The 15,290-nt window shown below is 35.0% G+C and carries 11 protein-coding genes; 3 read left to right on the top strand and 8 right to left on the bottom strand.

Annotated elements, in window-relative coordinates; genetic code table 11:
• Positions 1-56 precede the first annotated feature (56 nt).
• Positions 57-1,268: an MFS transporter gene (locus tag B0A75_RS13450; protein ID WP_089054795.1), complete on the top strand. Its 1,212-nt coding sequence runs from the start codon at positions 57-59 to the stop codon at positions 1,266-1,268.
• Positions 1,269-1,599: 331 nt separating this feature from the next.
• Here B0A75_RS13450 and B0A75_RS13445 read toward each other — a convergent pair whose 3' ends face one another.
• From B0A75_RS13445 to B0A75_RS13435, 3 genes are all read right to left on the bottom strand, one after another.
• Positions 1,600-3,180 (bottom strand): sodium:solute symporter, encoded by a 1,581-nt coding sequence (locus tag B0A75_RS13445; protein WP_089054794.1) that lies wholly within the window; start codon positions 3,178-3,180, stop codon positions 1,600-1,602.
• Positions 3,177-4,241, bottom strand: coding sequence for a Gfo/Idh/MocA family protein (locus B0A75_RS13440; protein WP_089054793.1), 1,065 nt, complete (start codon positions 4,239-4,241; stop codon positions 3,177-3,179). The genes B0A75_RS13445 and B0A75_RS13440 overlap by 4 nt, the downstream gene beginning before the upstream one ends.
• Before the next feature lie 129 nt (positions 4,242-4,370).
• A complete protein-coding gene (locus B0A75_RS13435; RefSeq protein ID WP_089054792.1) occupies positions 4,371-6,884 on the bottom strand; it encodes a right-handed parallel beta-helix repeat-containing protein in 2,514 nt (837 codons plus the stop codon).
• 431 nt (positions 6,885-7,315) lie between these two features.
• On the opposite strand from B0A75_RS13435, the gene B0A75_RS13430 reads away from it, so the two are divergent.
• Complete coding sequence (locus tag B0A75_RS13430; protein ID WP_089054791.1) at positions 7,316-8,998, top strand: glycoside hydrolase family 28 protein; 1,683 nt, start codon at positions 7,316-7,318, stop codon at positions 8,996-8,998.
• Positions 8,999-9,011: 13 nt separating this feature from the next.
• Positions 9,012-10,199 carry a pectate lyase gene (gene pelA, locus B0A75_RS13425; RefSeq protein ID WP_089054790.1) on the top strand — a complete coding sequence of 396 codons (1,188 nt, stop codon included), beginning with the start codon at positions 9,012-9,014 and terminating at the stop codon, positions 10,197-10,199.
• A 95-nt stretch (positions 10,200-10,294) separates the two neighbouring features.
• Here pelA and B0A75_RS13420 read toward each other — a convergent pair whose 3' ends face one another.
• The 5 genes from B0A75_RS13420 to B0A75_RS13400 all read right to left on the bottom strand — a co-directional run bounded on the left by B0A75_RS13420 (position 10,295) and on the right by B0A75_RS13400 (position 15,214).
• A complete protein-coding gene (locus B0A75_RS13420; RefSeq protein WP_089054789.1) occupies positions 10,295-11,125 on the bottom strand; it encodes an amidohydrolase family protein in 831 nt (276 codons plus the stop codon).
• Positions 11,126-11,131: 6 nt separating this feature from the next.
• The gene (locus B0A75_RS13415; RefSeq protein WP_089054788.1) at positions 11,132-11,929 is read right to left on the bottom strand and encodes an SDR family oxidoreductase; all 798 of its coding nucleotides are present in this window, start codon (positions 11,927-11,929) and stop codon (positions 11,132-11,134) included.
• 285 nt (positions 11,930-12,214) lie between these two features.
• Complete coding sequence (locus B0A75_RS13410; protein ID WP_089054787.1) at positions 12,215-13,228, bottom strand: zinc-binding alcohol dehydrogenase family protein; 1,014 nt, start codon at positions 13,226-13,228, stop codon at positions 12,215-12,217.
• Between the two features lie 222 nt (positions 13,229-13,450).
• The gene (locus tag B0A75_RS13405; protein WP_089054786.1) at positions 13,451-14,305 is read right to left on the bottom strand and encodes a fumarylacetoacetate hydrolase family protein; all 855 of its coding nucleotides are present in this window, start codon (positions 14,303-14,305) and stop codon (positions 13,451-13,453) included.
• A 144-nt stretch (positions 14,306-14,449) separates the two neighbouring features.
• Positions 14,450-15,214, bottom strand: a complete 765-nt coding sequence (locus tag B0A75_RS13400; protein WP_089054785.1) for an SDR family NAD(P)-dependent oxidoreductase — start codon at positions 15,212-15,214, stop codon at positions 14,450-14,452.
• Between the last annotated feature and the right edge of the window lie 76 nt (positions 15,215-15,290).

Here is a 15,290-nt window from a genome sequence, read left to right as displayed (position 1 = left end):
CAAAAAATAACACAATTGTTGTTTTAACACTAATTAAAATTAAAAAAAGATAACGCATGGACACTATCAAAGCAAATCCTGACATAGTTAAAAAAACAACCTACTCGATCTTATTCATTATAAGTTTTTCTCATTTAATTAATGATCTTTTACAGGCTCTAGTTCCTTCAATATATCCACTTTTGAAAGAAAATTTTAATCTAAGTTTTACTCAAATTGGTATTATCACTTTAACTTACCAAATGGTGGCGTCTATTTTACAACCATTTGTGGGCATGTATACTGATAAAAATTCTAAACCTTATTCCCTAATTGTTGGAATGTGTTTTACAATGATTGGACTTTTTTTAGTTTCAATTGCCTCAAGTTTTACTTATTTATTACTATCAGTTAGTTTAATCGGAATTGGATCTTCAATTTTTCATCCTGAATCTTCTCGTGTGGCACATTTAGCTTCGGGCGGAAAAAGAGGTTTGGCGCAGTCTATTTTTCAATTGGGAGGAAATGCAGGAAGTGCAATTGGACCTTTATTAGCTGCTTTTATCGTTATTCCGCATGGACAATCTTATATCGCTTGGTTTTGTATTATTGCGTTAGTTGGTGTTTTTGCTTTGTATAAAATTGCGATTTGGTACACGGCACATTTATCGGAAAGAAATGCTAATAAAGCTTCTCACCAAATCGAGACGCATCATTTGTCTAAAAACCGAGTAATTGGTTCGTTGATTATTCTTTTGGTTCTTATTTTCTCTAAATATTTCTACATGAGCAGTATTACGAGTTATTATACTTTCTTCCTTATTGATAAATTTCATATTACGATTCAGCAATCACAAGTCTATTTATTTTTATTCTCGGGTGCTGTTGCGGCAGGTACTTTAATTGGAGGACCAATTGGAGATAGATATGGAAGAAAATATGTAATCTGGGTTTCAATTCTTGGTGTTGCTCCGTTTACTTTGATGTTACCTTACGTTTCTTTATTCTGGGTTGGAACTTTATCTGTAATTATCGGATTGATTCTTTCTTCGGCATTCTCAGCGATTCTAGTTTATGCAACTGAATTAATGCCTGGAAAAGTCGGACTTGTAGCGGGTCTTTTCTTCGGATTTGCTTTCGGAATGGGTGGTTTAGGTTCTGCTATTTTAGGAAAAATTGCCGATGCTACTAGTATTGAATATGTATTTAAGATTTGTGCGTTTCTGCCTTTGATTGGGGTTATTACTGGGTTCTTACCGAATTTGGAGAAGAAAAAGAAGGTTGAGTAATTTTTTTTATGCCACAAAGTCGCTAAGGCGCAAAGTTTTTTTTTTAAGTTTTAATTGCGTCCAGCTTTAGCTGGATGACAAATTAATTAGGAAGCTCAAAAGGCTTTAGCCAAAATATCTATAATTTGGCTAAAGCCTTTTCTATTCTTTTTAAATATACCTCCAGTTAAAACTGGAGGCAATTGAAAATAGCTTCGCTTTATTATTTACAATCTTTTTCAAAACATAGCCCGTGCTTTCAACCACGGGAAACGTATTTTGATAAACGGAATGTTATATATGTGCCCCGTAGTTGAAACCACGGGGCACATTTGAAATTCTTTAATTTTTATTAATGTCCATTAAAAACCAAATACAAAGCCAAAATTGTCAATCCCAATAACCCAAATAAAAGCTTAACCTTTTTACTAGTTTTAGGAATATCCGTTTCATCTGAAACATTAACTTCTGGATTTTTATCGGTCAAAGAAATAATAACAGCTGTAATTAAAAGCACAGCAAAAATGTAAAACGAAATCAATAAAAAGTGAGGCCAAACTGGATATTTATCGGCAGGGAAAATCCAAAGATATAAAACCCCAACAAACAAACTAAAGGCAGAACCCCAAGAAAGAGTTGCATTTACGGCTTTTTTAGTCGTGCGTTTCCAGAAAACACTCAAAAGAAAAACAACAGATAACGAAGGCGCCAAGAAACCTAAAACCGCCTGAAAAATGTTGAATAAATTCTGTCCTTTGATATTGTCAATCGCAACGGCAATCAGAATAGCAAAAACACATCCCGCAGCAATTGTTAATCGACCAATCCTAATTTGATCCTGAATCGTCGCCGTCGGGTTGATTTTCTTTACATAAATATCATTCGTAAAAACGGTGCTCAAAGCATTTAATGAAGAACCAATTGTTCCCACCAAAACCGCAATCATAACACAAATTACCAAACCGTTCATTCCGCTCGGAAAAAGATTCGTAACCATTGTCATATAAGCTAAATCAGAATTGCTTCCTAATTCTGGATATAACGCATAACACAAAATTCCTGGCAAAATAAACAACGGCAAAGCCATAACTTTTAACCATCCAATGAAGTTAACTCCTAATTGCCCTTGCTCTAGGTTTTTCGCTCCTAAAACACTCTGCACCATCGATTGATCGGTACAGAAAAAAGCAACTGCCGCAACAGGATATCCTAATAAAATAGCAGGCCAAGGATAATGTGCATCATCTGAAGGACGTACTAAATTCCAAAAGTTTGAAGGTGTTTTGGCAATTAAAACATCGATTCCCCCTAGTTTTTGCAAACCTAAAAATGAAAGCGTCAATGAAACTACAATCAACAGAATCATCTGAAAAACATTCACTTTAGCAATTGCTTTTAATCCTCCGGCAAACGTAAATATTCCAGAGAAAATCACTAAAACCGTAACACTCTGCCACATCGGAATTCCCAAAATCTGACGTACTAAAACGCCTCCGCTGAATAATCCTAAAGACAACCAGCTTACCAATATTTTTACCAAAGCATACCAAGCTAAAATATTCTGAGTGCTGTCGCCGTAGCGTTTTCCCATATATTCGGGCATTGTACTTACTTTACTCGCAATATATCTTGGCGCAAAAAACATTGCCAAAAGCAGTAAAAACACAAAAGCATACCATTCAAAATTTCCTGCTACAATTCCCGTAGCGTAACCAATACTTGCAAAAGCCAGTAATGACGAAGGTCCAACATTGGTTCCCCACATATTAAACCCGATGCTGTACCAGTTTAATGAATTTCCGGCCAGAAAAAGCGTTTCATTTTTCTTTCTCTGTTTCATACTTACCACATATCCAATGACCAATAAAGCCACTAAATAACCGGCTACAATTACAAAATCGAGCGTGGTTAGTTTATCGTAGATACTGTTCATAGTCCGTATTCATTAAGAATATCGGCAATTTTAACCGGCATTCCAGTTTGCAGAGATTTATCCATTGCTTGCAATAAAGCTACGGTTCCAATTCCTTCTTCCATGTTTGGATACGCTTCAAAACCTTGCTCAATGCTGTCTACAAAATATTCTAAATAATTCTGATATTCACCGCCATGATGACTTTGTCCTTCAAAACGGAAATAATATTTTATCGTGCTGTCGCCCCAAGTAATTACTTTTTCTTCTCCCGTTTTATCTGTAACGGCATAACGCAATTCGTGATAATCGGCCTGACTTGCTCCTTCTGTTGCTCGTAGAATTGTACTCATGCCGCTGTCACGTTGTGCAGGCTGAGTAGGCGAAGTATACACACCACTTACACGAGCAATTCTTCCATCGGTTGCTTTGAAGATAAAATGCATCGTATCTTCATTCTTCAATCCTGCATTTTGTCCGTTACTGCTGATCATTCCATAACCCATCACTTCCTGAATATTCGGCAAATACCATCTGATGAAATCTACAGGATGACTCAAACCTCCGTACAACCATTTAAACGATTGCAAAAGCGACCATTCTTTCTTTAAAAACCATCTGTGATCGGCATGATATTGGGCTTCGATTGTAATTAAATCTCCTATTAAACCCGCTTCGTAATCGGCTCTTTGTCTTTTGGCTGGTTCGAAAAAACGAGAACTTTGCCCAATGAAAACTTTTTTACCAGTTGATTTGCTTAACTCTAACAATTCTTTTGCATCTGATAAATCATCGATAAATGGTTTGGTGCAAACAACATGTTTTCCATGCAACAAAGCTTGTTTTACATGTTGTTCGTGAAGATGATCTGGCGTGTAAATCGCAATAATATCAATTGATGCATCGTTTAATAAATCGTCGTAATTGGTTGTATAAGAATGAAAATCGAATTCTTTTGCTCGCTGTTTACACAATTCTTCATTTCGGTCGCATATTTTAACGAGTTCTAGTTTTGAACTTTCAATTGCAGCCGACATTGTGCTTCGTCCTTCTCCAAGTCCCAGAATGGCTATTTTTAACATTGGTTGTGGTTATTTTAGATTGTTGATTTTAGATTTTAGATTATTTCTGAAACCTACTTTGAGGTTAGTTTTATTTTTCACGCAGATTATGCAGATCGAGCAGATTTTCTTTCTTCTTGGTTCTTTCTTCTATTTTTTCTCCTCTACACTCACTTTGTTTAAGAAAATCCAGGTTTCGTCTGGTTTTGTGCCTTCAATTCCCGATTGGTATTTTTTCATTAAAGCGTTCCAATCGTCTGCACGCGGATTATTTTGTGTTGTTTTCGGATTCAGTTTATCCAAGCTTTCTCCTTTCGGAATACTAATTACCAAAATTAATTGTCTGTCTTTTTTGAAAACTTGCAATTGCTGAAAATCTGCATTACAGAAACCTTTGGCTACTTCTGGCCATTTTTCGAATTGCGTTTTATGATACTCTACATATTCTTTTTGTAGTTTTTCATCAGCAGGAAGATTGGCTGTTAAAACCACATTTTCCCAATCCGATGCTGGTTTTGAGTCTTTACATCTTCTGAAGTTTTGGAAATCGTAAACCAAATCTTCATAGATTTTAATTTCTAAAGAAGGAAAAGCTCCCGCCAGCTTTCGTTTTGTTCTTTCTGGCTGATTCATTTTTCCATAAATCACCAAATGATTTTTCCATTGGTACAATTCCTGACCGACAATTCTAAAACCTGTTAAAGTCGATTTGATTTTTGCGATATCAAAATCAGAGCCGATCAATTCGATCGCGTACGGTTTTGGCATTTCCTGCAATCCCCATTTTTCATCGATTACGACTTCTTTTTCTAAATCTTTGTAAGGTACCCTAATTCCGGCAGCATCTTTAATTTTAGCACTCACATATGGATCGTTATACTCCCATATATTTCCTTTTGGACCGTTATGATTTTTAAGGATTTTCTTTTCAGCAATCCAGTTGTTTTTAATCGTAAAACCTTCGCTTCCTTCATCGGTGTACAAATACAGCCATAAAAACGGATCATGCGCATAAGGACTATTGTAAACCTTGTCGATATAATTTTCTTCAATTCGGCTGTTTGGCTGAGCCGAAAGCGTATAAATTCCGGCAACATCATGTAAATGTTTTGCATAATGATGAATTTTATTTCCTAGAATTTTATTATTCTGCATTACGTTTGGCGTGTGTGTCCAACCCCAGCCCATTGCCATTCCAGAATACGATACATCTGAAATTTCGTTGTGTTCGATCGTAATATTTCGAACAAAACCAGCACTGATTCCTAAAGTCCCCCAATCTTCATTGGTTACGTTGGTGATTAAATTATCTGAAATCACTTCATCAGAACACATTTCTCTTTCATCTTTTATGATTAAAGGCAAATGCGCTTCAAAAGCTTCTTCAGAGAAAACACCAACATTAATAGCGCTTCCGCCAATATCTTTAAATAAATTTCCTTTTACAGTATTGTGATTTGTTCCTTTATTTAAATCTAAACCGGTCGAAGCCAAGTGTTCAAAACGACACGATTCAAACTGAATATTATTGGCATAATTTACTTCAACCGCCGAACGAGGTCTTCCTACCCAAGCCTGATTTTCTAAACTCGCCTGATTTGGCGTTCCCGGTTGTTTCAATTTATAAGCATCCAATAAATACATACCAGATTGCAAAGGCACATGACCTTGTTCTGAAGGACGAAGCCAATTGCTGTATTGAAATGAAATTCCTTTAAATTGAAAATGATGTACAGGAGAATCAATCGTTCCTTTTACTTCAACCAGATTTTCTAAAACTGGAACGGTAACTTTAACCGAATTAATATCTTCCCCCTGACGTGGAATATAATAGACTTTAGCATTTTTTTTATCTAAAAACCATTCTCCTGGTTCATTCAATAATGAAAGAGCATTGTTTAAATGAAAAGCAGAATTTCCGTTGTTTTTAGAAATCCACGGCGCAGGCCAAGGATGCTCACTTTGAATTCGGCTTTCAGGCTCTTCAAACGAAAGTCTGGCGCTGTCTTTCTGTACTTCAATATTTTTTATTCTGAGGTTCGCAATCGACCACCATTGCACGATAAACATTTCCATTCCCGGTTCAAACTTAACCGATTTATCTTTAAACGGAATCCAGCAAGTCTGCGATTTATGATCCCAAGACAAAATTCTGTCCATTGTATTTCCTGCCGTACTTTTGGCTCTAACGGCTTTTTTTCCGTTTACCCACAATTGTCTGTAATTGATTAATGAACCTGCTTTTTGAGGCGCATCCGCTACCCAAAACGTTCCTTTTTTACCATTTAAAATATTAACTTTTTTCCAATTTTTTATTTCAATTCCACCGCTTATAATGGGTTTAGCATTTACATCAGCTTCAATTGTTGTTGGACTTTCGGCGGTTCCAGAATCTTCTGGTCGTACAAATAAAGGTTCATTTAAATAATACGTTCCGTTCATCACTATAATACGAACACCGTCTTTAATTGATGGATCTTTTAATCGGCGTAGTTCTCTGGCTTTTCGCATTGCCATATGAACAGTTGCCAGTGGATTTGATTTTGTTCCGAGGTTGGAATCATTTCCAGATGGTGAAACCCAAATTTCTGCAGCGTTTGCTGAAAAAATTGTAAATACCGTTAAAAAAACGATTAGTAATTTGTTGAAAGGAATTAAACGCATTATTTATAGTATTGATTTTTTTATTGGGATAAAATTACGAGGCATTAATTTTAAGTATTATTATTTTTACAAATAAATGTATTTTTAACACTTTTACCAAATAATTAGGACAATTTAAAAGAATATAAAATGACAGGTATCCTGTACCCTCCTGTAATTTAGGATAAACATCTAATTCTTGCACTTCCTTTTAAGCTAAAACTCCAAATGAAAATCTTAATCAATTTCCCATAAAAAAATTAAATTCATAAAAAATCTGTTATAATTAAATCAAAATTGTCGTTTGATAATATTTTTTTAATAGATTTGTGTAATCGATTACATTATTAAATTATAGTTTATAACGGATTTTTTTATTCATCAAATAAAAAAATAGCAGATAAAAAATCTAACCGACATCAAAAGTAAATTTTAACCATAATACAATTCTAATGAAAACTAACCTGACTAACCTTTTCTGTACAGCTTTGACCATTCTGGCAGCAAGTTTTTCTGTACCAGTTTTGGCGCAAAAAGCATCTGACACTTACAAAGACATTGAATTTAAAATGACCAAAATAAAAGAGCCGGTTATCCCAAAAAACAGTGTAAACATAAAAGATTTTGGTGCCGTAAACGGCGGTTATGTTTTAAACACTAAGGCTTTCGCCGATGCTATAGATGCGGTTTCAAAAAAAGGCGGAGGAAAAGTTATTATTCCTCCTGGGATCTGGCTTACAGGTCCAATTATTCTAAAAAGCAATATTGAATTACATGCCGAAAGAGGTGCTTTAATAAAATTTTCTACAGATAAATCATTATATCCTATTATCGAAACTAATTTTGAAGGATTAAACACTTGGCGATGCATCTCTCCTATTTATGGCAAAAACCTTGAAAACATCGCTTTTACAGGAAATGGTGTTTGGGATGGTTCTGGAGAAGTTTGGAGACAAATTAAAAAGAGCAAATTAACTGAGAGCCAATGGAAAGAAGCTATTTCTAAAGGCGGTGTTTTAAATGCACAAAAAACGAGCTGGTATCCATCAGAAATCTTTATGAATGCTTCTAAAGGCGCAGATCAAAATGTGCGCCCTGATTTAAAAACTAAAGAAGATTTTGAAAAAATTCATGACTTTTTACGACCTGTATTGGTGAGTATCCAAAACAGTAAAAGAGTTTTATTTGACGGTCCTGTTTTTCAAAATTCACCAGCTTGGAATATTCATCCTTTTATGGTGGAAGATTTAATCGTTAGAAATGTAACGGTTCGTAACCCTTGGTATTCTCAAAACGGAGATGGTCTTGATATAGAATGCTGTAAAAATGTTTTGGTTGAAAATTCAAGTTTTGATGTCGGTGATGATGCCATTTGCATTAAATCAGGAAAAGATAAAGACGGACGCGAAAGAGGTATTCCTAGCGAAAATATCATTGTAAGAAACAATATCGTATATCACGGACACGGTGGTGTAACGGTTGGAAGCGAGATGTCTGGTGGTGTAAAAAACCTGCATGTTTCAAATTGTACTTTTATGGGAACTGATGTTGGCTTACGTTTTAAAAGTGCACGCGGAAGAGGCGGTGTTGTAGAAAACGTATTTATTTCGGATGTTTATATGACTGATATTCCATCGCAGGCCATTTCTTTCAATTTGTATTATGGAGGAAAATCGATAGCTGAAACTTTAGAAGAAGGCGGAGATAAAATCATTAATAAAGCAATGCCTGTAACGGTTGAAACGCCTCAGTTTAAAAATATTTCGATTAAAAACATTACGATTAAAGGTGCTCAGCAAGCGGTATTTTTACAAGGTCTTCCTGAAATGAATTTGGAGAACATCGAAATTTCAAACTTAACGGTTACGGCTGAAAAAGGGTTTTCGATTATTGACGCAAACGGAATCAAAATCACCAATGCAAAACTAGATATCGAAAACAGTAATGTATTTGAAGTTTACAATGTAAAAAATATGTCTTTAAAGAATGTCGAATTCAATTCTACATCGGCTAAAGCAGTAAATATAAATGGGGAAGGAAACGCAAATATTGAATTGGTTTCTTCTAAAAATTTAGATTTTTCAAAAACAACTACACTTGGAAGTGATGTTCCAAAAGGAGCTGTAAAATTTTAATCACAATTTCAAAATGAAATTTATCAATAGTTCAAAAGCAGTTGTTTTAAGTCTTTGTGTTTTCTCGTTTCTACATTCGAATGCACAAACTAACAAAGAGGAAAAATCAGTAATCAGCACAAAAGTTTTTACAGATGGGACCAATCATTGGTACCATATTAAAGACAAAACTAATATCGTAAATCCAATTCCGAATCAGCCTCAATATGCTGAAACGGATTATGCTAAAATTGCTGATAATATTTTGCTTTTTCAGCGTAATAATGGCGGATGGCCGAAGAATTACGATATGAAAGCAATTCTGACTCCAAAGCAAATTGATACAGTTATTGCAACCAAACCGATTCTGCATACTACTTTTGACAATGAAACGACTTACACGCACGTCAATTATCTAGCTCAGGTTTATACTTTGACTAAAGAAACTAAATACAAAGACGGTGCGTTAAAAGGAATTGATTTTATTCTGGAAGCGCAATACGGCAACGGAGGCTGGCCTCAATATTTTCCTTTAGAAAAAGGTTACAGCCGACATATTACATTTAATGACGGTGCGTATATGGGCATTATGAATCTTTTGAAAAAGATCGTAAACAATGATCCTGATTTTGCATTTATTGATGCTAAAACTAGAAAAAAAATAACTGAATCGTACGAAAAAGGAATTGACTGTATTTTAAAAATGCAGATTAAAGAAAATGGAAAACTTACGGCTTGGTGCCAACAGCATGATGAAATAACACTTTTACCAACATGGGCGCGAAAGTTTGAACCGCCAAGTATCTGCAATGCCGAAAGTGTTGATGTCGTATTGTTTTTAATGGCAATCGATAATCCGAATGAGAAAATTATAAACTCTATTCAGGGAGCTGTAAAATGGTTTCAGGATTCTAAAATATACAATACCAGAGTTGAAAGTTTTCAGGCCCCAGAAATGGATTCTAAATACAAAAAAATTACCAACGATGTGCGTGTCGTAACTGATACTGCTGCACCGCCAATCTGGACGAGATATTATGAATTAGGAACTCATAAACCTTTATTCTGCGATAGAGACAGCCAGTTTTTGTATTCTTTAGCAGAAGTCAGCCGCGAACGCAGAAGCGGTTACGCATGGTATACGGATAAACCGGAAAAGGCATTAAAGAAATATACATCCTGGCAGAAGAAATGGGGCTCAGGAAATGATGTTTTTAAATAATTTTCCGCAAAAAATAAAAAATATTAGCCACAGATTACAGGATTTTCACAGATTTTTTAATCATTTTAATCCTTTAATCTGTGGCAAAAAATCTATTACAGATTATAAAATGAAACCGCATTTTTAAACCAAATCTTATTTTGATCTTCGATAGAAAACTTCGAAATATAATCCTCTAAAGTTTTTACAACCTCTTTATAATCAGAAGCAATATTAAGAACCGGCCAATCTGAGCCGTATAGTATTTTATCTGTTGAGAAATTTTCAAAAATCACATCCAAATACGGCTTTAAATCCTCTGGTGTCCAGTTTTCCCAATCGGCTTCGGTGACCATCCCTGAGATTTTACACCATACATTGTCGTATTTAGCAATTTCTTCGATTCCTTTTTTCCATGAATCAATACTTCCTGATTTGATATCTGGTTTTGCAATATGATCGATTACAAACTTTTGATTCGGAAAATCTTTTACCAAACTTATCGCAGCCGGCAATTGACGATGAAAAATCAGAATATCATACGTAAAATCAAACTCTTTTAAAGCTAATATTCCGTTACGAAAATCTTCTCTAAACATAAAATCATCAGCTTCGCCTTGTACAACGTGTCGGAATCCTTTAATTGTTTTATTCGAAGAAAAATGACGTAAACGTTCTGAAATATTATCTGCACGAAGATCAACCCAGCCTACAATTCCTTTTATAAAATCATTCTTAGATGCCAAATCCACAAGGAAATTGGTTTCGTCTTCAGACTGACTTGCCTGAACTGCTACACAACCAGAAAACTTATTTTCTGCAAGCAATGGCAATAAATCTTCTGGCAGAAAATCTCTTTGAATTTCTGACATACTTTCATCAATCCAGCTGTCTCTAACGGGATCAAATTTCCAAAAATGCTGATGAGAATCAATTCGATTATTCATTTTGAATTAGTTTACATCGTTGATTAAAGCACGATCTAAATGCACATAACCTCCATCTACAAAAACAAATTGTCCTGTTGTATGCGAAGAACGATCAGAAATAATGAAAAGCGCTGAATCTGCAATTTCTTCTGTTTTAGTCATTCTGCCTTCAAACGGAATGCTTTTATTGATTTTCTTTAAAACAGTTTCTCCGTCTTCCAACGTTTTAATCCAATCTTCGTATGCAGGAGTATAACTTTCAGCAATAATAATAGCATTCGAACGGATTCCGAATTGAATTAAATCCACTGCCCATTCTCTTGTAAGTCCTAAAACGCCGCCTTTTGCAGCAGCATAACCTGAAGTTCCGCCTTGTCCTGTTAAAGCTACTTTTGAACCAATATTCAGGATATTTCCCTTTGATTCTTTTAAGTATGGAAGCGCATATTTAACCAGTAAAAAATAACTTACCACATTTAGTTTTAAAGAATTCATAAATTCCTCGTAAGAAGCGTCTAAACCTGCACCGTCATTTACACCAACATTGTTGATAACAGCGTCGATTCTTCCGTATTTTGCCACGATTGTTTTTACAGCATTTTCAATTTCAACTGGATCAGTAACATCAGTCTGTACAAACAACGAATCGATTCCTCTCTTTTGAAGATTTTCTGCATAAGCAAACCCTCTTGCATTTCTGTCAACCAAAACCGGAATAGCTCCTTCATCTGCAATTCGGTTAATGATTGTTTCTCCAATACTGCCTTCTTTTCCAGCCGAACCAGAAACGACAACTATTTTATTTTTTAAGTTTAAATCCATTCTTTGTGGGTATTTAAAGTTATATTTTTCCTCATTTTTGTCATTTCGACGAAGTAGACCCGAGCAATAGCGAACTGGTGAAGCAAATCTCCACGAGTAGCTCCACCAAGAAATTCGCCAATCTTTGTTGAGTTTCTTACGAAGATTTCTCCTTCATCGAAATGACAAACAGTACTTTACAATATACTCTTAGTCTTAGTCTTAGTCTTAGTCTTAGTCTTAGTCTTAGTCTTAGTCTTAGTCTTAGTCTTAGTCTTAGTCTTAGTCTTAATCTTAGTCTTAGTCTTAGTCTATTTCAATTAACGCTTTGATGACATTGTTTTTTGGATCGATTAATTGTCCGAAATCAGTAATCATTTCAGAAAAACTTGTTCTATGTGTAATGTACTTTTTAGGATCAATTTTACCTTCTTTCAAGCATTTCATTACATATTCAAAATCTTCAATAGTAGCATTTCTGCTGCTCATTAAAGTCGATTCTCTTTTGTGGAAATCGGGATGACTGAAACTTAATTCTCCTTTTTGAAGTCCAACTAAAACAAATCTTCCGCCATGCGAGATATAATTGAAAGCACTGTTCATTACTTTCTGATTTCCAGTTGCGTCAATCACAACATTCGCCATATCTCCATTTGTTAATTCAGCTAGTTTTACAGCTACATCATCATTTAACGGATTGATCGTTTCATCCGCATTCAATTCGGTTTTACAGAAATTTAATCGGTAATCATTGATATCCATCACGATAACTTTGGCTCCAGCAATTTTAGCAAACTGAATCAATCCAATTCCAATTGGCCCTGCTCCCATTATCAAAACCGTATCCGTTGACTTCACAGCCGCTCTCCGTACTCCGTGCGCTGCAATTGCTAATGGTTCAACCAAAGCCAATTCATCATAATCTAATCCCTGCCCATGAAGTAAATATTGTTCTGGAATCGAAACATATTCAGCCATTCCGCCGTCAATGTGTACCCCAAAAACTTTAATATTTACACAGCAGTTTGTTAATCCGTTTCGGCAGGCAACACATTTTCCACAATTAAAATACGGAATAAAAGTTACTTTATCACCTGGTTTAAAACCTTCAGCATTTCCTTTTACGTATTCTGCAGCCAATTCGTGACCCAAAATTCTAGGATATTCAAAATACGGCTGAGTTCCGCCAAAAGCATGAATATCAGTTCCACAGATTCCGATTCTTTTTATTTTTAAGAGAACTTCACCTTCTTTTGGTTCTGGAATACTGGTTTCCTTTAATAGAAATTCCTGCGGTTTTTCGCAAACAATATATTTCATCTTTAATTTTTTTTTTTAACTAACTCGTAGGGTACAATTCGTAAAAATTTTATTTAAACACATAGAAACATAGATATTCTACGTTCAAAAAAAGGCGTTTCACTTGCATTAACAAACATAGCTATGTGTAAATGATGTATCATTTATTTTAGTCGTTTTATTTAAAAAGGAAAAAATCTATGTTTCTATGTGTTTAAATAATTATGCTCAACGAGTTAATAATTACTTTTTATAAGCAACTGCGGTTTGTTTACTTGTACCTAATCCTTCAATTCCAAGTTCTACAACATCGCCCGCTTTTAAGTAAATTGGATCTGGTTTAATACCCAAACCAACTCCCGGAGGCGTTCCTGTACTAATAATATCGCCCGGAAGCAAAGTCATAAACTGACTTAAATAATGCACTAAATAAGGAATTTTAAAAACCAAATTTAACGTGTTGCTGTCTTGATATTTCTTACCGTTTACACTTAACCACATCGATAAATTATCAACATCTTGTACTTCATCTTTTGTAGCCAAAAATGGTCCAAGCGGTGCAAATGTGTCACATCCTTTTCCTTTTGCCCATTGTCCGCCGCGCTCAATTTGAAATTCTCTTTCGCTGTAATCATTCAATAAAGCATAACCAGCAACGTAATCTAAAGCTTCAGCTTCTTCAACATAACTTGCTTTTTTGCCAACAACAAAAGCTAACTCCACTTCCCAATCCGTTTTCAAGCTGTTTTTCGGAATAATTACATCATCATCTGGGCCGCACAAAGAAGTTGTAGATTTAAAAAAGATAATCGGCTCTGTTGGAATTGGTGCGTTTGTTTCTTTACAGTGATCTACATAATTTAATCCAATACAGATTATTTTTGAAGGTCTCGCAACAGGAGATCCTAAACGAACATTCGCATCAACTTCTGGTAAAGAAGGATTGCTGTCTAATGCCTTTTGTAATTTTTCTAAACCATTTTCTTCAAAAAAACTTTCGTTAAAATCTGAAACGATAGAAGAAACATCATATCTTTTTTCATTAATTAAAACTCCTGGTTTTTCTTTTCCGATTTCTCCAAAACGTATTAATTTCATTGTATTCTTTTTTTTAAGTTACTAAGTTGCTAAGGTTCTGAGGTACTAAGTTTTTCTCTCATAAGGTACTAAGCTGCTAAGATTCTAAGGTTCTGAGTTTTTTTTCCCTTAGCGCCTTAGTATCTCAGAACCTTAGTACCTTTTCTAGTTATTTAATTTAATAAATCCTCCATCAATTGGGTAATCACATCCTGTGATAAATCCAGCTTCTTCGCTGCATAAGTATAAAGCCAAAGCAGCTATTTCGTCTGGTTTTCCCATACGTCCGATTGGTTGTGATTTAGAAAGTTTATCAAACATTTCTTCTTCTTTTCCAGCATAATTTTTAGAGATAAATCCATCTACAAAAGGTGTGTGAACCCTTGCCGGAGAAATAGAATTGCATCTGATATTTTCACTTAAATAATCTCTTGCCACAGATAAAGTCATTGCCATTACAGCTCCTTTTGCTGTTGAATAAGCAAATCTGTCCGAGATTCCAACCCATGCCGCAATTGACGCCATGTTTAAAATCACACCGCCATTTGAAAGTCGGAATTGCGGAATCGCGGCAAACAAACAGTTGTAAACTCCTTTTACGTTTACATCCAGTACACGGTCAAAATCAGCCTCAGAAGTAGTGTCTACTTTCCCAACATTTGCTATTCCGGCATTATTGATTAAAATATTGATATTTCCAATTTTTTCAAAGGTCGCTTTAACATCAGCCTGACTAGAAACATTACAGGCATACGAAAATACGTTTCCTCCTGCATTTTTAATTTCTTCAACAGCATCCTGTGCACTTTCAATAGATAAATCAATAATATGAACTTCTGCACCTTGCTTGGCAAACAAAGCGGCAATTGCTCTTCCAATTCCGCTTCCGCCACCCGTTATGACAGCTTTTTTATTTTGTAATGAAAACATCTCTTTAATTATTTAGTATTATAAAAACCGTATTTTTTTATTAAAAATATTTACGCAAAATAATAAATGTAAAAAA

The organism is Flavobacterium oncorhynchi, from assembly GCF_002217355.1.
Classification (GTDB): Bacteria; Bacteroidota; Bacteroidia; order Flavobacteriales; family Flavobacteriaceae; genus Flavobacterium; species Flavobacterium oncorhynchi.
This window is presented reverse-complemented; position numbering and strand designations above follow the sequence as displayed.